Below are 20,850 nucleotides of genomic sequence, written 5' to 3'. Positions count from 1 at the left end.
GAACCGTAATTTAATTGAAGATTTGTCGCCATTTATTGGAAAATGTTACAAAAAAAACAACTTGTATTTTATTTCCAAGTGACAGTAAAATGAAAAAAGCCGTTAAAAATAACGGCCTTTTAAATAAATTTGATAGATAATTTGTTGATTCAAGAACGAAAATTAATGTTTGCCATTTCCTTTTCCATTTCCATTATTCCCGTGTCCATGGTTTCCATTATCTTTTCCTTGTTTGTTGTTTCCTTTTCCAGGTTTTGAACCAATTGTTTGTTGAGGTTTGCCCTTATATCCTTTTGCATATTTTACTTTATGCGTTTTGAAATTGTCATAAGGCGAATTTCCTCTATAATCAGTCAACACAACTTTATATTCGTTGTAAAGGTCATAATTTCTATAGGCCGTAGGTAAATATTTGGCTCTTGTCCATTTTCCTTTATTAATGTAGATGTAATTTGCCGTGTTAATATCATAATAAGTTTCAAGATCCGGCAAGTAGTAATAACGGACATCAGTATATCCTACAGGCCCCCAAGCTGGTGGCGTTCCTATATTTACATTCACGTTTACTTGTGCATTTGAAAAATAAACTGCAAAAAACAAAATTCCTGTTGCTAAAAATTTAAATGATTTCATAATATTTAATTTTTTAATTATTAATTAATTATATCCAAAAAGCGTACCTAAAAATCAGCATCGGTATTATTTTACAATCTGAGCTTCGGGAAATTTCCAAGTGCCATTTAAAATTTCTTTATGAGGACGATAAAGTCTGATCCAATAATTCCAGCCATCAATTGTTGGAATGCAATTTGGTGTTTTTCCGTCACAGCCACCAAATTGGATTGTTACAGACCCGTCAGCATCTTTTTTTGCAGTAATATTATTTAATGTATAAGCGTTAAGATCATTTTTTTCAAAATAACCTTCTTTATTGTAAACACTCACAGACCAAAATCCATCTACTGGGACATTTTTTACTTTTAACTTATAAACGGTCTTTCCGTCATTTTTAGCTGGATTAACTGAAAGATAAAGCGCATCTTTTTCAGGATTTCCGCCCCATCCGGTAGCACTACCAATCAAATGAAGTGTTTCATCTACTTTTCCTCTTGAGCCAAACATTCCTTTTGTGTCAGCCAGTTTTTTTGATACTTCAATAAGCGAATCCCTAACTTTCTTTTGGCTTACTTGATCCCAATTTGGAATTTCAAAACTTCCTTTTTCTTTTTGTTCAACTTTAATTGCATCTTGTAAATTAGTTACGATTGGCAAATCTTTAGGGTCATTTGGGTTGATAAAGGTTCGAATTCCGAGCATTAAATAGCGTGTGCCGACTTTTTCTTTTGTAAAAGTAAAAGTCCCGGGAGCATAATAGGTTTCAGAATATTGATCTTGGTCAATCGTTTGCATCGACATGAATCGTTTGCCTGGATTAGGCAGTGTAACTGTTACTGGGCCGGCATCGAGATCAAAAACACCTGATGAATATAAAACATCACGATTAGCGCGAATAACAGATTGATTATCTATAGGCATTAAAGTTCTGTAGTGAAAAATAGCACCAATACCGTTGGATTGTTTAACTGAAGTACTAAAATACAAATCGGTTTCAGCTCGATTGAAATTAGCTGCTGTTACGCGATCGCCATTTGTTGAAGACAAAGAATCTGTTGTTGTTTGCACTGAATCTTTTTTTGTCGAATCAGAATCTGATGTTGAATTTTTTTTACAGGCAAAAGCCAAAAATGATACTACTAATAAAAATATTCCTGCTGATAATTTCTGTTTGATTTTCATATGACTGAAGTTTTGGTGAGAAATAAAAAGGCTAATTATTTATGGGATTTCCTTTACTAAGTTATGAAAATATTTTAAGTTTTGATGTTGTAATTGTTTGATTTCATGTTTCTTGCTTTTTAAAAATTACTGTTGGGTAATCTAATTGCAACAAAAAGCCCTTAAGTAAATTGCTTAAGGGCTTGTTTTTAAATGTTCAGATTGTAAATCTGTATTTCTTTGAGAGCGATTAGCCTTTATTCTCGTTTTCTAAACTTGTAGCAGCAGAAATTTGATCCAAGATATTAGTTTGGTTAGGCGAAATGTAATTTTTTACTTCCGGCAAATTTTCTTTCTTAAAAAGAAGGTCTAATGCATTATATAGTTTTAATAAAACATCTCGATCTGCTTTTTCGATTTCTAAAGCAGTATTAAAATTAAAAACATAATTATTCGAATTTCGTACTTCGACTTTTATCGTTTTAGATGTGATTTTAAATTTAACTATATCCATTTTATGTGTAAATTAATTTATTTGCAAAAATGAGACTTTACCATCAATTAATGTTGTAATTTTTTATGTTTTTTAAAAAGTTGCTTTTGAATATTAAAGTTATGTATTACGATTTAAAAATCCAAAATTTATCTTCGACGGTAAATGTAATAATGGCAATATGCCAATTGAACTGATTTTTAGATTGATAAAATAGTTTTGTTGATTTTAAATTGCCTAAATTTTTATTGATAAATTTCATAAAAAATAAAACTTTTAATTAATTATTAGCTGTAAAATCCCTATAATTGCTGAGAATTTTACTTAATAATAGCAATAAAAAAATGATTTGTTTAAATATAATTTTTACAAAATCGTTTTAGTTGTTATTTTTGTTTATATTTGTGATTGTTGATTAATGATAATTTAATAAATTAACCTATTATATGAAGAAGATTACAATAAAGGATATTGCTGCAGAAGCTCAGGTTTCTATATCAACAGTATCTTTTGTTATAAATGGTAAAGGCGAGAAAATGGGTATTAGCGCGGCTGTTATTAAGAAAGTGCAAGATGTTGCAGAAAAACTTAATTACAGGCCAAGTATGATTGCCACCAGTTTGCGAACTGGAAAAACAAGATCGATTGGACTTATTGTCGAGGATATTTCGAATCAGTTCTTTTCAGATCTTGCGCGTGTAATTGAAGACGAAGCGAAAAATATTGATTATAGAGTTTTTTACTGTAGTACCGGAGACGATGATGAGCGTTCTGAGGAGTTGATACATAGTCTTTTGCAGGCTAATGTAGACGGTTTTATTATCACTCCCACTAAAAATCTTGAGCAAAAAATTGATCTTCTCATGAAGCTAAAAAAGCCGATGGTGTTGATCGATAGGTATTTTCCAGGACAAAATGTTAGCCATGTTGTAATGGATAATTATGAAGCGGCAAATTCGGCTACTAAATTTTTGATCAAGAAAAATCGTAAAAATATAGCTGTCGTTAATAATACTTCTGAAATGATTCAGATGAAATTACGAGAAGATGGCTATAGAGATGCTTTGAAAGAAGAAGGAATGTACAAAGAAAATCTTGTGCTGCATTTGGATTATCATAGCAATGAAAAAACAAGAATTGATGGTCTGGTGAAGTTTTTTAAGAAAAACACAGAAATTGATGCCGTTTTATTTTTGACAAATTATATGGGACTTTCAGGCCTTCAGGCTTTAAGGGGAATGGGAATTAATATTCCTAACGATATTTCAATTATAAGTTTTGATGATCATGACAGTTTTAAATTACATAGCCCAACGATCACTGTTATAGCACAGCCTATTGCTGCTATTGGTGTTAAGGCAATACAACTGTTAATGAGTCAAATGAAAAATATTGAAACATTTAAAGTTGAAAAAAGTTTGAAAAAAGGCGATTTGATAATTAGAGAATCAGTCTGATTTTTAAAAAGATTAAAAAAGAAAACTTAACGTTTTTTTTTGCAATTTTACTAAATCGTTTTAGGCTATATGCTGATTTGGTTTGCTCAAAATGTCAGTCAAATAAGCACATTGAATTAAGAGCGTAAGCTTCCATCGATTTTGAAGAAAGAATATTTGTGATTTAAATAAGTTAAAATTTTGGTTAGTTTAGTTGAATAAGCCGGGTTGGAATTTGGTTATTCCCGGCTTATTTTAAAATTAAATTTTAGAAAGATGCTTATTGTCTGATTTCAGTTTTTTAATTAAAAGAATCAGGAAAAAAGATATATAAGATTAAAATGATTGCTTTTTAGCAACCAAACAATAGAGTGTAAATTAAGCCTGGCAGCCGTAAAAAAGGAAATGATTTCTGGATATTTTGTTAGTTACTGTTATTCTGATATAAACCTAAAAGAGAAGGAGCCAATTGCGAAAAATCAATTGCCCTTCTCTATACTGCCAGCGATTAATAAAATAAAATTATAATTGGATTTCTTAAAATGAAATATATAAAAAGAGTTTATTGTTTTTTGGGCATTTGTGCAGCATGTTTTTCGCATGTTGCCAATGCTCAAAATGTAAATATAAAAACAGGTTGGCAATTTCGTGAAATGAAAACTGCAAATTGGTTTCCTGCAACAGTTCCAGGCGAAGTGCATACAGATTTGTTGAATAATAAAACAATTCCAGATCCATTTTATAGAGATAACGAGAAAAAACTGCAATGGATCGAAAAGAAAGATTGGGAGTATAAAACCACTTTTCAGGTTGCTCCTGCTTTATTGAAAAAGAAGAATGCCGAATTGGTTTTTGACGGATTAGATACATATGCAACCGTTTATTTGAATAATAGAGAGATTTTAAAAGCAGATAATATGTTTCGTCAATGGCGAGTGGAAGTAAAACAACTGCTGAAATCTGGAAATAACGAATTAGTTGTAGTATTTAAATCGGCACAAAATGTAGCAGATTCACTTGCAAAAAAAGATCTGCCTTTTGTAATTCCAGATAATCCGCGTGCTTATGTTCGAAAAGCGCAATATCATTTTGGATGGGATTGGGGGCCAAAATTCACCACTTGCGGTATTTGGAAAACACCGCGTTTAGAATTTTATGATAAAAAAGCGCCTGAGAAACCTTATGTGTTGAACCGTAAAATAGAATTGGTTCAGGAGCCAGATAGTGTTGGCAAATCATTTTATTTCAAAATCGATGGAAAGCCAGTTTATATGAAAGGCGCCAATTATATTCCGTCAGACGCTTTTCTTTCGAGAATGACAAAAAAAGAATACGAGAAAGTAATTTCAATGGCAAAAGGCGCTAATATGAACATGCTTCGCGTTTGGGGTGGCGGTATTTATGAAGATGATTATTTTTATGATTTATGCGATAAAAATGGGATTTATGTATGGCAGGATTTTATGTTTGCCGGTACAATGGTTCCTGGCGACAAAGCCTTTTTTGAGAACGTAAAAGCTGAAGTTCAATATCAAGTAAAACGTCTTCGTCATCATCCGAGCATTGTTTTATGGTGTGGAAATAATGAAATTGATGAAGCTTTTAAAAATTGGGGCTGGCAAAAAAGCATGCAAATGTCGAAACAAGATTCAACGCGTTTGTGGCATGATTATGTTCGTTTATTTCAGGATAGTATTCCAAAATGGGTAAAGGAAGTTGACAACAAACGTCCGTATGTAAGTTCTTCGCCTTTATTTGGTTGGGGTAAAAAAGAAAGTATTACACAAGGTGACAGCCACTATTGGGGCACTTGGTGGGGACTTGATGATATCGAAATAACAAACTCTAAAACGGGCCGATTTGTAAGTGAATATGGAATGCTGGCGATGCCGAATTACTCTTCTATTGAGACGTTTACCCTGCCAGAAGATCGCTATTTGTATTCAGAAATTTTAGAAGCACATCTAAAAGCTGGAAAAGGTTTCATGAAATTGAATTCTTATTTGAATCGCTATTTCATAAATGAAGAAAAAATCAAGAAAATGAGTGTTGAAGATTATACGTATCTCACGCAATGTCTTCAATATTATTCTTTAAAAAACATTATTGGAATTCATCGTTCAAAAGCGCCTTACAATATGGGAACTTTGGTTTGGCAACTCAATGATTGCTGGCCAGTTGCAAGCTGGAGTGTAACTGATTATTATGATCGTCAGCCAAAAGCCGCTTGGTATGCCATGAAGGAAGCCTACAGAGATGATAAAAAACCAGAAATTGATTTGACTCGTCCGATTAATTTGAAATTAGAAGATCCAAAAATTACTTATAAAATCTTAGGAAATAAAGTCATTTTAAAAGCTTTAAAAGATGCAAAATATGTATATGTTTCTCTAAAAGGTTATACAGGGAAATGGAGCGACAATTATTTTGATTTGAAAGCAGGAGAAGAAAAAGTAATTACGTTTGAAGGAAAAGCTGAGAAGCCAGTTTTGAAGGTTTATTCGCTTTACGATGTTTTGAATAAATATTAATCACTAGATATTGAGCTGTTTAGTCTAAGAAAAATTAGAGAAAAAACTTAGAAATTCAGCATCTCAGTAGCTTAGAAGCTAAAGAATATATGTTTACAAAATGCACCAAAATAGCTGTCAGCGGTATTTTCGCTTTAAACTTGTTTTTTGCAACTTCCGCAGAAGCGCAGAAAAAAAGTGTGAATCAAAATACTGTAGATTATACTAAATATGTAAATCCGCTTATAGGATCGGCAGGGCATGGCCATGTATTTGTGGGAGCAAATGTGCCTTTTGGGGCAGTTCAGTTAGGACCTGTAAATATTTTTGAGGGTTGGGATTGGTGCAGCGGTTATAATTATGCAAGCAATACTATTTTAGGATTTACCCATACACATTTAAGCGGTACTGGAATTGGCGATTTGAACGATATTTTATTGCTTCCGGTGACAGGAAAAGTGCCTCTTTTTAAAGGCACAAAAGAAGATATGACAAATGGCTACGGTTCGTATTTTTCGCATGCAAACGAAGTGAGCAAACCAGGCTATTACAGTGTCATTTTGGACAAATATAAAATTAAAGCCGAGTTGACGGCAAGCGAAAGAGTTGGTTTTCATAAATATACTTTTAACTCGGCGTCTGATGCTCATGTTTTATTAGATCTTGCTGACGGAGTTGGCTGGGATAAACCGGTAAAAACTTTTATCAAAAAAATAAATGCAACAACGCTGGCAGGCTATCGTTTTTCGGCAGGATGGGCAACAGATCAGCGTGTTTATTTTACAATGGAATTTTCTGAACCCATTTCAAATGTAGCTTTATACGACGATAAAACGCCAGTTTCAGGAAATGAAGGCGAAGGTTTGAAAATGAAAGCGGTTTTAGATTTTGCAACTTTAAAAAACAAACAAGTTTTAGTGAAAGTTGGAATTTCGCCAGTAAGCTCTGAAAATGCTTCGGTAAACATAAAAGCTGAAATTCCGAACTGGGATTTTGATCAAATCGTAAAAACGGCTTCTTCAAAATGGAATAAAGAATTAAATAAAATTCAGATTACAGGAAATGACAAAACAATGAAAGTTTTCTATACTTCATTGTATCACACTATGTTTGCGCCTTCCATTTTTAATGATGTAAACGGTGATTACAGAGGGACAGATAAAAAAGTTTACGAAAAAGCAAATTTCACAAACTACACTACTTTTTCACTTTGGGACACGTACCGCGGACTTCATCCATTATATACAATTACGCAACAAGATAAAATCAATGACATTGTAAAATCATTTTTGGCGATTTACGAGCAGCAAGGACGATTACCGGTTTGGCATTTAATGGGTAATGAAACCAATACTATGAATGGAAATCATTCGATTGCAGTAATTGCAGATGCTTATTTGAAAGGATATCGTGATTATGATGTGAATTTGGCTTACGAAGCCATGAAGAAAACAGCGATGCAAACTCGCGATGGAATGGATTACATTCAAAAACTGCAATATATTCCGGCAGATAAAATGTTGGAATCTGTTGGAAATGCTTTAGAATATGCTATTGATGATTATTGTATTGCACAAGTAGCAAAAGCTTTAAACAAAACTGAAGATTACGAGTATTTCTCAAAAAGAGCGAATTTATACAAACTTTATTTTGATAAAGAAACCACATTCATGCGCGGAAAATTAACAGATGGAAATTGGAGAACGCCTTTTAATCCGCTTTCATCGGCGCATCGAAAAGATGATTATGTTGAAGGAAATGCTTGGCAATATACTTGGTTGGTTCCTCAAGATCCGTATGGCTTAATTGATTTATTTGGAGGCGAAAGCAAGTTTTTGGCTAAATTAGATTCCCTTTTTCAAATAACAGACAAAGTAGAAGGCGAGGAAGTTTCTCCAGATATCAGCGGTTTAATTGGGCAATATGCACAAGGAAATGAACCAAATCACCATATTCCGTATTTATACGCCTTCGCTGGACAGCCTTGGAAAACAGCAAAATTAATTCGAGAAATCGACGATAAATTCTATTCAACAAAACCAGACGGTTTGTGTGGTAATGAAGATTTAGGGCAAATGTCGGCTTGGTATGTTTTGTCTTCAATGGGATTTTATTCAGTTAATCCAGCTAATGGAGTTTACGTTTTAGGAAGTCCATTAGTAAATACTGCAACAATTCATTATAAAAAAGGAATTTCATTTACAGTAAAAGCAATCGACAACAGTGCTTCAAATATGTACATTCAAAAAGCAGAATACAACGGAAAATCTTATTCAAAATCATTTATCACACACGATATGATAGTTAAAGGTGGGGAATTGAAATTGTATATGGGAAGCAAACCATCTACGACTTTTGGAGTAAAGAAAGAAGATAGACCGCTTTAGTTTTCAGTCGCAGTTTACAATTCCAGCAAGGTTTTTAAAACCTTGTAGTTATAATTTAAAGTTTCAATAAAAAAATACCTACAAGGTTTTAAAAACCTAGCAGGATAAAAAAGCATAATATGAAATTAAAGAGCTTAATTTTTTTAGGATTAATACAGTGCGGTATTGTCGCAGCGCAAGTAAAAACTGTTGAGCCTGTAGAATATGTAAATCCATTAATGGGAACACAATCTGTGCATAGTTTGTCAAACGGAAATACCTATCCAGCAATCTGCAGGCCATGGGGAATGAATTTCTGGACACCACAAACCGGGAAAATGGGTGACGGATGGGCATATACCTATACGGCAGAAAAAATTAGAGGATTTAAGCAAACGCATCAGCCATCGCCTTGGATGAACGATTACGGTCAGTTTTCGATTATGCCTGTTACGGGGAAAATAGTAGTTGCCGAAGCCGATAGAGCAAGCTGGTTCAGTCATAAAGCAGAGGTTTCAAAACCGTATTATTACAGCGTTTATCTTGCGGATTATGATGTTACAACAGAAATCACAGCCACTGAAAGAGCAGCGCATTTTCAGATTACTTTTCCTGAAAATGAACAGTCTTCAATTGTTGTAGATGCATTTGACAAAGGTTCGTATATCAAAATAATTCCTTCAGAAAATAAAATTATTGGTTATACAACTCGCAACAGCGGGGGAGTTCCAACGAATTTCAAAAACTATTTTGTGCTTGTTTTTGATAAACCATTTGCAACAAGCAGCGCATGGAATGAAAAAGGTATAGAAAAAGATAAATTAGAATTGCAGGACAATCACGCTGGTGCGGTAGTAAGTTTCAAAACTAAAAAAGGCGAAGTTGTAAACGTCAAAACAGCTTCATCATTTATAAGTCCGGAGCAAGCTGAATTAAATTTAAAAACCGAATTAGGAAATGCGACTTTCAACGAAACGGTTGCAGCTTCTAAAAAAGAATGGAATAAAGTTTTAGGAAAAATTACGGCTGAAAGCAACGATGTTGATCAATTGAAAACTTTTTATTCGTGTTTGTATCGCGCAACTTGCTTTCCTCAAAAACAATATGAAATAAATGCCAAAGGCGAAACGGTACATTATAGTCCGTACAACGGAAATGTTTTGCCGGGTTATATCTATGCAGGAACAGGATTTTGGGATACTTTCCGAGCGCTATATCCTTTGTTGAATTTGGTTTATCCTTCTGTAAACAAAGAAATGCAGGAAGGTTTGATCAATGATTATAAAGAAGGTGGCTTCTTGCCAGAATGGTCAAGTCCTGGTTTCAGAAATGTAATGGTCGGCAATAATTCGGCTTCTGTGGTTTCTGATGCTTATATCAAAGGTTTAAGAGGATATGACATCAATATTTTATTTGAAGCTTTAGTTCATGGAGCAAATAATGAAGGCCCGATGGATGCCGTTGGAAGAAAAGGAGTTTCGTATTACAATACTTTAGGGTATGTTCCTTATGATGTCAAAATCAATGAAAATGCGGCAAGAACGCTGGAATATGCTTACGACGATTTTGCGATTTGGAAATTAGCTAAGGCCTTAAACCGTCCTAAAAAAGAAATCAGTTTGTTCGAGAAACGAATGATGAATTATAAAAACGTATTTAATCCTGAAATCGGATGGATGAGCGGCAGAAATAAAGACGGAAGTTTTCCGAAAAACTTCAACCCATTAAAATGGGGAGATGCTTTTACAGAAGGAAATGCAATGCATTACAGCTGGAGCGTTTTTCATGATATTCAGGGATTGATTAATTTGATGGGCGGACAGAAAAAATTTGTAGAGAAATTAGATGCGGTTTTTTCAACACCTCCAGTTTTTGACGACAGTTACTACGGATCGGTTATTCATGAAATCCGCGAAATGCAGATTATGAATATGGGGCAATATGCACACGGAAATCAGCCTATTCAGCATATGATTTATTTGTACAATTATGCAGGCGAACCTTGGAAAACACAATATTGGTCAAGAGAAGTTATAAATCGCTTATATAAACCAACTCCAGATGGTTATTGTGGAGATGAAGACAACGGACAGACTTCGGCTTGGTATATTTTCTCTGCAATGGGATTTTATCCAGTTTGCCCAGCAACAGACGAATATGTTTTGGGCGCGCCATTATTCAAAAAACTGACTTTGGAATTAGAGAACGGCAAAAAGCTGTTTATAAATGCTCCTAAAAATTCTGAAACAAACAAATATGTTCAGGATTTAAAATGGGACAATGCGAGTTATGCCAAAAATTTCATCAATCATTCGGATGTCTTAAAAGGTGGAGAATTGAATTTTGAGATGTCAGCCGAACCAAATTTACAAAGAGGAACTTCGTCAAGTGCCTTTCCATACTCTTACTCAACTTCAAAATAATATTATGCAGTCACGTAGAAAATTTATAAAAAATGCAGGAATTTTTTCAGCTGGACTATTGGCGATTCAAACAGATGTTTTTGCTTCACAGTCAAATGTGTTTGATTTTGCGTTAAAAGATTTTATCAGCAAGAGACCTCCCTTGGCTGAAAGAAAATTTACAAGTCCTGCAATTGAAGCGGCAATTACACGCATCAAAAAACAAATTGCGAATCCAGAATTGGCTTGGTTGTTTGAAAACTGTTTTCCAAATACTTTAGATACCACAGTTGATTTCGAAATTATCGACGGAAAACCGGATACGTATGTAATTACAGGAGATATCGATGCAATGTGGCTTCGCGATAGTACGGCTCAAATTTGGCCTTATATTCCGTTTGTGAAAGAAGATAAAAAACTGGCTGAATTGGTAAAAGGTGTAATCAATCGCCAGACAAAATGTATTTTGCTGGATCCTTATGCAAACGCTTTTTATAAAGATTTCTCGAAAGTAAGCGAATGGAAAAATGACTTGACCAAAATGAAACCTGGAATTCATGAACGCAAATGGGAAATTGACAGTTTGTGTTACCCGATTCGTTTGGCGCATGGATATTGGAAAGAAACTGGCGACTTAAGTTTGTTTGACAAACAATGGAAAGAAGCCATGCTTTTAGTATTGCAGACTTTTAATGAACAACAAAGATGGACAGATAAAGGACCGTACACTTTTCAAAGAGAAACGGCTTGGGCAACTGATGGCGTGCCTTTGAGCGGTTACGGATATCCGGTAAAACCTTGCGGTTTGATTGTTTCAACTTTTAGGCCAAGTGACGACAGTACTTTGTTTGGGTATTTGATTCCGAGCAATATGTTTGCAATTGAAGTTTTGGGTTATTTGATCGAAATTTTCTCTTTGCCAGCCATGTTGGATAAAGATTTGGTTGCAAAAGCAAAAGAATTAAGAGATCAGGTTCAGAAAGGTTTACAAGAAAACGGAATTATCGACCATCCAAAATTTGGAAAAATCATTGCTTTTGAGGTAAACGGTTACGGCAGTTTTCACATGATGGATGATGCCAATGTTCCTTCGTTATTATCGCTTCCATATTTAGGAGCAATTGAGCCAGACAGCCCATTGTATTTGAATACGCGAAAAGTGGTTCTTTCAGAAAACAATCCGTTTTTTTACAAAGGAAAAGCTGGGGAAGGAATTGGTGGCCCGCACACCGGAGCCGACACAATTTGGCCAATGAGCATTGTTTTGAGAGCCATTACAAGTGTCGATGAAAAAGAAATCAAAGCCTGCATCAGCAATTTGATCAAAACAAATGCCGATACCGGTTTCATGCACGAATCGTTTCATAAAGATGATGTTGCAAAGTTTACCCGAAAATGGTTTGCTTGGGCCAATACGCTTTTTGGAGAAATGATTGTGCACACCAGCATCAAATACCCACAAATTTTAAAAGATAAAAATTTATAAAATCCTCAAAAATTAGAAACGAAGTTAAGAGGGTAAATTAGTTATAGTTTCAAAATGCTATTGGAAAAGTTTATGAATGAAATGAATATTATTGAGCTAAAGCCAGATTTTAAGAAAATAGATAAAAGTGAAAAAATGAATAAAGAATATGCCGTTGGAGTCGACATTGGAGGAACACATATTACCGCTGCAATTATTGATATTGCGAATATGAAAATGATTGACTTTTCGGTACATAAAGAATCTTTTGATTCTAATTTGCCAGTCGATCAGGTTATGACTATTTGGGAAAAAGTGATTCGCATTTCAATTGAAAACTCAAAAGTAGAACAAGTAAAAGGACTTGCCGTGTGCATGCCTGGTCCGTTTGATTATGCTAATGGATTTTGCTGGATAAAAGATCAATCTAAATATGAGCATTTTTATGGTTTGAATGTTCGTTATTTGTTTCAGGGAACGCTTAATTTGTCTAGTGATTTTCCAATTCTTTTTGAAAATGATGCCGTTTGCTTTGGAAAAGGCGAAGTTTTTAAAGATGCCGCAAATCTTTCTAAAAAGGTTATGGCAGTGACGCTTGGTACTGGACTTGGTGCTTGTTTCATTGATAAAGGCGTTTCGGTTTCAACAGGAGAATTAGTTCCTACTGACGGAGAAATTTATAATTTACCTTTCAAAGACGGTATTGCAGAAGATTATGTTTCGGCGCGCGGACTTTTGGGAGGTTATAAAACTTTTACAGGAAAAACGTTGAAAAATGGTTTAGAACTTTATAACCTGGCACTTGCTGGAGATGAAATTGCCATAAAAGTTTTTGAACAAATGGGGGAGGACTTGGCAGAGGTTGTAATTCCTTGGCTCACTAAATTCGGTGCAAATCATTTTATCATTGGAGGAAAAATTGCAAATGGAAGTGAATTCTTTCTTTCCGCCTTTAATCAAAAAATTAAAGAAAACGGTCTAGAAGTTAGTGTCGTTATTTCTACAGATAATGAAGGAGCGGCTCTTTTGGGAGCAGCAAGTATGCTTTATAAAATGTAATTAGACTTTAATTCATATAAAAAAACACCATTTTGTATTTCTAATGCAGAATGGTGTTTTTTGTTTTTCCAAAACTAAAAGTCATTGAAAAGCATATTATTTAGTACCGCCATTTGACAATATATCATTGTTAGATAAGAATCTTTCTGTTTAAGTTTGAAATGATGCTTAGTAATAAAAAGTTCATGTGGAAATGCTTTAATTACATTGTGTTAGGAGCACAAAGTGTCGGTTTCGGTTAAACAATTAAAATGAACAAAAATGGCAATAATTATAGGCGTGGACGTTGGAGGTAGCCACGTAAGCAGTGCGGCAGTTGATAGCGAAAGTTTTAAAATAATGCCCGACACTTATTTTTGCTCTGCTGTCGATTGTATGGCATCAAAAGAAACAATTTTTGAGAAATGGGCAGAGGCAATTAATCAAACTATTGGGGTTATTGAGAAAAATGAATTGATTTCAGAAAATGAAATGATTGGAATCTCTTTCTCAATGCCTGGCCCTTTTGAATATGAATCTGGTGTTGCAATGTTCAAAGGCAATAATAAATTTGAAGCTTTATTTAATGTTTCGGTTTCTGACGAACTTTTAAAATACATCAAAAACAAAAATGTAAGTTTTAGATTCTTAAATGACGCAAGTTGTTTTGGAGTTGGAAGTACTTTAAAGCAAATAGCAGGTTCAGACCATGAAAAAGTAATTGCGATAACTTTAGGAACTGGTTTTGGTGCTACTTTTTTAGATGATAAATTGCCTTTGACGCAAGGTTTGAATGTTCCTGACAATGGCTGTTTATGGGACAAACCATTTGAAGATGATATTGCAGATAATTACTTTTCGACTCGATGGTTTTTAAAAGAATACGAAAATGCTTCTGGTATAACCGCAAAAGATGGCGTTAAGGAAATTGCAGGTTTGGAAAACCATTCTACAGCTAAAATTTTTGACAGTTTTGCAGATAATTTGTCCGAGTTCTTATCGCCGTATATTATAAATTTTGATGCCGATTTATTAGTGATTGGTGGCAATATTGCTAAATCATACAAGCTGTTTTTATCCAAATTAGAAGAAAATTTTAAAAACAGAGATATTGATCTTGCCATTTCTATTATTGATGAAACGGAAGAAACGAGTATTCTCGGATCAAGTTATTTGTACAACGACGTTTTTTGGGAACGCATTAAACATGAATTGCCAAATTTTTAATATGCTCTTTTGCAAATGCATAGCGTCGATTTCTTTTAAGAGAAATATTCTATTTGTATCTTTATGAAACTAGAATCGTATTCTGAATTTTTCCAGATTCGATCCTGTTTGTGAATTTTGAGAGTAGAAAATGAAAGATATAATTTTAAAAAGAGTTTACGACGCCAAGACAAAAGACGAAACATATCGAATATTAGTTGATCGCTTGTGGCCGCGTGGCATGAAAAAAGAAGATTTGCATTTTGACGAATGGGATCAAGAAATAACGCCTTCGCCAGAATTGCGCAAATGGTTTGCTCATAAGGAAGAACGCTACAAGGAATTTTCGAAACGATATCTGGAAGAATTAAAAACTAAAACTGAAGAAGTAACGCGTTTGAAGAATATTGCAAAAGAGAAATCTTTAACTTTGTTATATGCAGCAAAGGATCCGGTTATCAATCATGCTGTAATTTTGAAAAGTTTTTTAGAAAAAGGAAAATGATTACGGAGCGAAAGAAAATCAGTTTTACTGTAATGGAAAATGGTACAATTCGAACTATCGAAACTTTTGTTGGCGAATATCCTAATTTAATGTTTTTACTGAAAGATAAACTTTTTTTGGATGAGTTTGGCCAATGTGGAGGTGTGGGCAGATGCGCAACTTGCGTAGTAAAAGCAGATGATATTACAGGGAATTCGCAAAAAAAAGACCGTAATGAACCTGAAACTTTATCGAAATTAGGCTTTGATCAGGAAAATATACGTTTATCTTGTCAGCTGTATATTACTGCTGATTTAGAAGGTGCCAAAATTGAAATTCTTGAATTATAAGCTTTTATTTATGTAGAAGAATTTAAAATTCTTTGCTTCACATGTTCCATATACGATCTTCCAATAACGTATCTAAGGCCTTCAATTTCGATGCTGTTTCCTTCAACGGCATCAATTTTGTCTATCGCAACTGTAAAAGAGCGATGGATTCTTAAAAAATTTCGCTCCGGCAATAAATCGGTAAAGTCAGATAAAGTGCTGTGTATTATGTATTTGTTGGTGAGTGTACTGATTTTTAAATAATCTTTTAGACTTTCGATCACCAAAATTTCATTCAGGAAAATCTTTTTCATTCTCTTTTTGTCAATTTTGACAAAGATGAAAGGATGGTCTGCGGTATTTTCAGGTGTAATATTGTTTATAGTTTCAAGACGTTTGCTCACCTTGTTTAAGGCTTTCATAAGTCTTGGGAATTCAATTGGTTTTACTAAAAAATCTACTACATCAAGTTCATAAGTTTCGATAGCAAATTGGCTATAAGCGCTGGTAATGATTACTAACGGCGGATTTTCAAGACTTTTTATAAAATTGATACCATCCAAAACGGGCATATTGATATCTAAAAAAATGACATCGACTTTATTGTTTTTTAAAAAATTCAAGCCTTCAATCGGGTTGCTAAAAGTATTTAGAACCTCAAAATCTTCAAGGGGTTCCAAATAATTTTTAATAACATTGATTGCCAAAGGCTCATCATCAATAATCAAACAATTTACTTTCATTTTTTTATTATTATTTTTTGCGCAAAATAATTTAGCAGGTACTGTTTTTACACAGCAAAAGTCGTGCTAAGTGACTTTAATTTTAAGCTTTACAACAAAAATATTCTTTTTCTTTTTAAAAGAAAGATTATACTCGTTTTTATTGTAACCTAATTCCAGTCTTTTCTTTACATTTTCAATTCCGATGCCACTAGCAATGTTGAAATTGTCTTCATGAAGCGTAACTTCTGGTTGTGGATTTGAAGCACTAAAATGCAGAAAATCTCCCTTTATTTTAAAATCAATATCAATCACTACTTTTCCTGTGTTTTTGTTTACACCGTGTTTAAAAGCATTTTCAATAAAAGTCAAAAGGATAATTGGTGCTATTTCTTTATCATGAATATCGCCCGAAATGGACATATTGATTTCCAGTCGGTCGTCATTTCGAATACGTTCCAAATCAAGATAATTTTGAATGCAAATAATCTCACTTTCCAAACTCTGCCTTCTGTTTTTTGTTTCATATAGCATGTAACGCATTAGTTCAGAAAGTTTTGTGACTATTCTTGGGGTTTTGTTTGATTTCTCAACGGCTAAGGAATAGATGTTGTTCAGCGTATTAAAAAGAAAATGAGGCGAAATTTGAGATTTCAGAAAAAGCAATTCGGTTTCTAATTGTGATTTTTCCAGATCGACAACTCTTTTTTGTTCTTTCATAAAATCCAATGTAATCTTAATCGCTGTCACAAAAGTAATTACGTAAAGTTCCCCAATCATCATGTCGATCGTGTAAGTAAGCGTCAGTTTGTCAATTTTGGTAGGGCCTTCGGGCCAAACATCATGATTAATCAGCAAGTAAGTAAGATTGAATTTTAGAACAACCATTAAAAATATAGATGTCAAAACGGCGAGTATGTATAAAAGGTATTTTTTACGATAAACCAAATACGGCATAAAAAGCAAAATATTCAGATAACATAAAGTCATGTGAATAGGAAATCCTAATAAATTACTTTTGAATGAATAGACGTAATCGTTAAAATAAATTCCCCAGCGGAAAGTATTGAATAAAAAGTACGTCAACCAGAAAAACACATGGTAGCGCAAGGGAATCGAATAAAATCTGCTCGAACTGAAATTCATAATAATACTACGTTTTGTAACTTTTTTTGATGTTTGTCTTCGTTTAGATGTCGTTTGTCTAAATTACTTTAAGCAAAAATCAATTTTGTATAAATTTAAAGTTAAATTATTAGATAAAAATAATAGTTAACTAGTTTTTGTCAACGCTAATTTATTATAAACAATAATAAAGTCTTAATAAAATATCATTATGCTTACCAAAAGTCAATACCGCATCATCAACAGGTTTTTCTTGAGAATTCTAAAATCAATGTAGAATTACTTTCTTCTAAATCTTTTTCTTTTTCTGCATTTCTTGAATAAGAAATGATGAAAATCGGCCATTATGAATGGTCGTTTCGAATGCCCCAACCAAAATCAACTAACCAGCTAATACCATAAAATTTAATGAATATCATTGACATAGCGATCATCATTGCCTACATCGTGCTTTCTGTAGGAATAGGAATTTGGATTTCAAGAAAAGCATCAAAAGGCTTAGATGATTATTTTCTCGGCGGAAAAACAATCAAATGGTATTTTTTAGGATTAAGTAACGGCTCCGGAATGTTTGACGTTTCAGGAACTTCATGGATGATTGGAGTTTTGTTTTTATACGGTGTCAAAAGTTTTATGTTTATGTGGCTTTGGCCCATTTGGAACCAGATTTTCGTGATGATGTTTCTCGCCGTTTGGATCAGAAAATCCAAAGTAATGACGGGTTCTGAATGGATTTTAACCCGTTTTGGAAGCGACAGAGCCGGAAAAGCCTCTCATATTATCGTAGCAATTTTTGCCATTATTTCTACAATTGGTTTTATTGCTTACTTTTTTGAAGGAATCGGGAAATTTGTAACCATTATTCTTCCCTGGGATTTAACGCTTCATTATGGCGATTTAGTACTCTTGACTTCAGAGCGTTCTTACGCATTACTAATTATATTTTTAACGACAATTTATACCGTTAAAGGCGGCATGTTTTCTGTAGTAGCGACCGAAGTAGTGCAATATTTAATTATGATTACGGCAGGAACGCTGATTGCAGGTTATGCTTTTGTAAATTATACTGATATTCAAATCAATTCGGTAATTACAGAAGAATGGAAAAATGTTTTTTTCGGATGGCAGTTTGAAACCCAGTGGAGTGATAAATTTCAGACATTCAATAATTTAATTGATTCTGAAGGATACAAAATGTTTGGCGCTTTCATCGGAATGACTTTATTCAAAGGATTCTTCGCAAGTGTGGCCGGACCAACTCCAAGTTATGATTTGCAAAGAATTCTTTCGACAAAATCAGTTAAAGAAGCGGCATATATGAGTGGTTTTACCAACTTGATTTTATTCATTCCAAGATATTTATTGATTACTGGAATCGTAGTAATTGCATTGGTAAATCTTGCGCCAGAGTTAAATGCAAACACAGGTTTGACAGGAGCTGATTTGGAATTGCTAATGCCAAAAGTGGTTAATTTATATATTCCTGTTGGAATAAAAGGACTTTTGCTGGCGGGATTATTAGCAGCGTTTATGTCTGGATTTTCAGCTTTTGTAAATGCAGGGCCGGCTTACATCGTAAACGATATATATAAAAAATATTTCAAACCCGTAGCAACAAATGCACATTACATCAAAGTGAGCCAAATTTCCTCTTTTTTGGTGGTGGGTTTAGGAGTTTTTATGGGCTTTTTTGCTGATTCAATCAACTCCTTGACTTTATGGATTACCAGCGCACTTTATGGAGGTTATGTCGCAGCCAATTTTTTAAAATGGATTTGGTGGCGTTTTAATGGATGGGGTTATTTCTGGGGAATGTTTGCCGGATTGATTATCGCTTCATTGCAATTTATTTTAGGCCAGAATCAAGCCAATTTAACGGAAGGTTCATTTTTATACAACTTATCACATGTACAAGCCATTTATCTCTTTCCGTTAATTTTTGGCTTCTCGATTTTGGGTTGTGTTTTAGGAACTTTTTTAAGTGAGCCAACAGAAATGGAAGTATTAAAATCGTTTTATTCTAACGTAAGACCTTGGGGATTCTGGAATCCGGTTTATAAAGTATTAAAAGCGGAAGATCCGACTTTTGAAAAAAACAAGGATTTTGGTCGAGACATGATGAATTGTGCAATTGGGATTGTATGGCAGTCGAGCATGATTTTGCTTCCGATTTTCTTTATCATCAAAGATTATCCAAAAGCAATTATAGCATTAATTGTCTTTCTGATTACGACTACCATCCTGAAATTTACGTGGTTGGATAAAGTCCGAAAAATTGAAGAATAAATAAATTTTGATCCACATAGAAACATAGGCTTTTATTTTTAGAAAAGAAAAATGACAAAAGAAAGATTCCACACATGCTGTCTTTTGGACTGACCGAAACCTTTTTTTTAATTTTAAAAACTATGTTTCTAAGTGTTTCAATTAAAAGAAAAATAAGAAACAATTTCAACATCACTTAAAGAAATAAAATGCCTTTTTTGATGTTTGAATAATTAAAAATAATAAGCAAAAATTTAGAAAAAATGAGCAGTATTCCTTGGCAAGACAGACCCGAAAACAGTAACGATGTAATGTGGAGATATTCTAACAATCCAATTATAGAAAGATACGCCATTCCGTCATCAAATAGTGTTTTTAACAGCGCGGTTGTTCCTTTTGGAGATGGTTTTGCGGGTGTTTTCAGATGTGATAACAAAGCAGTTCAAATGAATATTTTTGCTGGTTTTAGTAAAAACGGGATAGATTGGGAAATCAACCACGAACCAATCGAAATGAAAGCCGGAAATACAGACATGATCGAGTCTGCTTATAAATACGATCCGCGTGTGGTTTTTATCGAAGATCGCTATTGGATTACGTGGTGCAACGGTTATAACGGGCCAACAATCGGAATTGGATATACTTTTGACTTTAAAGAATTTTTCCAATGCGAAAATGCTTATTTGCCTTTTAACAGAAATGGAGTTTTGTTTCCACAGAAAATCAACGGAAAATATGCTATGTTAAGTCGTCCGAGTGATAATGGGCACACACCTTTTGGAGATATCTGGATCAGTTATAGTCCGGATATGAAATATTGGGGAGAACACCGTTTGGTTATGAAACCGACTCCTTTTGAAGACAGTGCTTGGCAATGTACAAAAGTGGGTGCAGGACCAATCCCAATTCTTACTGACGAAGGCTGGTTGATGATTTATCATGGCGTTATTAATACGTGCAACGGTTTCCGTTATGCAATGGGATCGGCACTTTTAGAAGTCGATTCGCCAGATAAAGTAAAATACAGAACACAGCCTTATTTGTTAGGGCCAGCAGAACTTTACGAAATGGTAGGCGATGTTCCAAATGTTGTTTTTCCATGCGCTGCTTTGCATGATACTGAAGAAGATAAATTAGCCGTTTATTATGGTGCAGCCGATACTGTGGTGGCTATTGCTTTTGGAAAATTAAGCGAAGTAGTTCAGTTTACAAAAGATAACAGTTTATAAAAAA

At 34.0% G+C, this 20,850-nt stretch carries 16 protein-coding genes; 11 read left to right on the top strand and 5 right to left on the bottom strand.

Annotation, left to right across the window (positions count from 1 at the left end):
* Positions 1-162: 162 nt before the first annotated feature.
* From H600_RS0104500 to H600_RS0104490, 3 genes are all read right to left on the bottom strand, one after another.
* The gene (locus tag H600_RS0104500) at positions 163-633 is read right to left on the bottom strand and encodes a hypothetical protein (protein ID WP_026727672.1); all 471 of its coding nucleotides are present in this window, start codon (positions 631-633) and stop codon (positions 163-165) included.
* 66 nt (positions 634-699) lie between these two features.
* Positions 700-1,797 (bottom strand): DUF1214 domain-containing protein, encoded by a 1,098-nt coding sequence (locus H600_RS0104495; RefSeq protein WP_084157349.1) that lies wholly within the window; start codon positions 1,795-1,797, stop codon positions 700-702.
* Between the two features lie 229 nt (positions 1,798-2,026).
* Positions 2,027-2,290: a hypothetical protein gene (locus H600_RS0104490; protein ID WP_026727670.1), complete on the bottom strand. Its 264-nt coding sequence runs from the start codon at positions 2,288-2,290 to the stop codon at positions 2,027-2,029.
* Positions 2,291-2,715: 425 nt separating this feature from the next.
* Here H600_RS0104490 and H600_RS0104480 point away from each other — a divergent pair, with 425 nt between their 5' ends.
* The 9 genes from H600_RS0104480 to H600_RS0104440 all read left to right on the top strand — a co-directional run bounded on the left by H600_RS0104480 (position 2,716) and on the right by H600_RS0104440 (position 15,526).
* Positions 2,716-3,726 carry a LacI family DNA-binding transcriptional regulator gene (locus H600_RS0104480; RefSeq protein ID WP_026727669.1) on the top strand — a complete coding sequence of 337 codons (1,011 nt, stop codon included), beginning with the start codon at positions 2,716-2,718 and terminating at the stop codon, positions 3,724-3,726.
* A gap of 521 nt (positions 3,727-4,247) precedes the next feature.
* A complete protein-coding gene (locus tag H600_RS0104475; RefSeq protein ID WP_026727668.1) occupies positions 4,248-6,236 on the top strand; it encodes a beta-mannosidase in 1,989 nt (662 codons plus the stop codon).
* A gap of 89 nt (positions 6,237-6,325) precedes the next feature.
* Positions 6,326-8,602 carry a GH92 family glycosyl hydrolase gene (locus tag H600_RS0104470; protein ID WP_026727667.1) on the top strand — a complete coding sequence of 759 codons (2,277 nt, stop codon included), beginning with the start codon at positions 6,326-6,328 and terminating at the stop codon, positions 8,600-8,602.
* Positions 8,603-8,721: 119 nt separating this feature from the next.
* Complete coding sequence (locus H600_RS0104465) at positions 8,722-11,004, top strand: GH92 family glycosyl hydrolase (RefSeq protein WP_026727666.1); 2,283 nt, start codon at positions 8,722-8,724, stop codon at positions 11,002-11,004.
* A 4-nt stretch (positions 11,005-11,008) separates the two neighbouring features.
* Entirely contained in the window at positions 11,009-12,469 is a 1,461-nt protein-coding gene (locus H600_RS0104460; RefSeq protein ID WP_026727665.1) for a glycoside hydrolase family 125 protein, read from the top strand.
* Positions 12,470-12,523: 54 nt separating this feature from the next.
* Positions 12,524-13,507 (top strand): ROK family protein, encoded by a 984-nt coding sequence (locus tag H600_RS0104455; RefSeq protein WP_245176535.1) that lies wholly within the window; start codon positions 12,524-12,526, stop codon positions 13,505-13,507.
* A 261-nt stretch (positions 13,508-13,768) separates the two neighbouring features.
* Complete coding sequence (locus H600_RS0104450; protein WP_026727663.1) at positions 13,769-14,713, top strand: ROK family protein; 945 nt, start codon at positions 13,769-13,771, stop codon at positions 14,711-14,713.
* A 130-nt stretch (positions 14,714-14,843) separates the two neighbouring features.
* Complete coding sequence (locus tag H600_RS0104445; protein WP_026727662.1) at positions 14,844-15,197, top strand: DUF488 domain-containing protein; 354 nt, start codon at positions 14,844-14,846, stop codon at positions 15,195-15,197.
* A complete protein-coding gene (locus H600_RS0104440) occupies positions 15,194-15,526 on the top strand; it encodes a 2Fe-2S iron-sulfur cluster-binding protein (protein ID WP_026727661.1) in 333 nt (110 codons plus the stop codon). The genes H600_RS0104445 and H600_RS0104440 overlap by 4 nt, the downstream gene beginning before the upstream one ends.
* 8 nt (positions 15,527-15,534) lie before the next feature.
* Here the strand turns inward: H600_RS0104440 and H600_RS0104435 are convergent, their stop codons facing one another.
* Positions 15,535-16,248 carry a LytR/AlgR family response regulator transcription factor gene (locus H600_RS0104435; protein ID WP_026727660.1) on the bottom strand — a complete coding sequence of 238 codons (714 nt, stop codon included), beginning with the start codon at positions 16,246-16,248 and terminating at the stop codon, positions 15,535-15,537.
* A gap of 66 nt (positions 16,249-16,314) precedes the next feature.
* Entirely contained in the window at positions 16,315-17,373 is a 1,059-nt protein-coding gene (locus H600_RS0104430; RefSeq protein WP_026727659.1) for a sensor histidine kinase, read from the bottom strand.
* A gap of 387 nt (positions 17,374-17,760) precedes the next feature.
* Between H600_RS0104430 and H600_RS0104425 the strand changes: the two genes are divergently transcribed.
* Together H600_RS0104425 and H600_RS0104420 are read left to right on the top strand one after the other, a co-directional pair.
* On the top strand, positions 17,761-19,638 hold the full coding sequence (locus H600_RS0104425) for a sodium:solute symporter family protein (protein WP_026727658.1): 1,878 nt from the start codon (positions 17,761-17,763) through the stop codon (positions 19,636-19,638).
* Between the two features lie 242 nt (positions 19,639-19,880).
* Complete coding sequence (locus H600_RS0104420) at positions 19,881-20,846, top strand: glycoside hydrolase family 130 protein (RefSeq protein ID WP_026727657.1); 966 nt, start codon at positions 19,881-19,883, stop codon at positions 20,844-20,846.
* Positions 20,847-20,850: the final 4 nt, after the last annotated feature.

Source organism: Flavobacterium denitrificans DSM 15936 (genome assembly GCF_000425445.1).
Lineage (GTDB): Bacteria > Bacteroidota > Bacteroidia > Flavobacteriales > Flavobacteriaceae > Flavobacterium > Flavobacterium denitrificans.
This window is presented reverse-complemented; position numbering and strand designations above follow the sequence as displayed.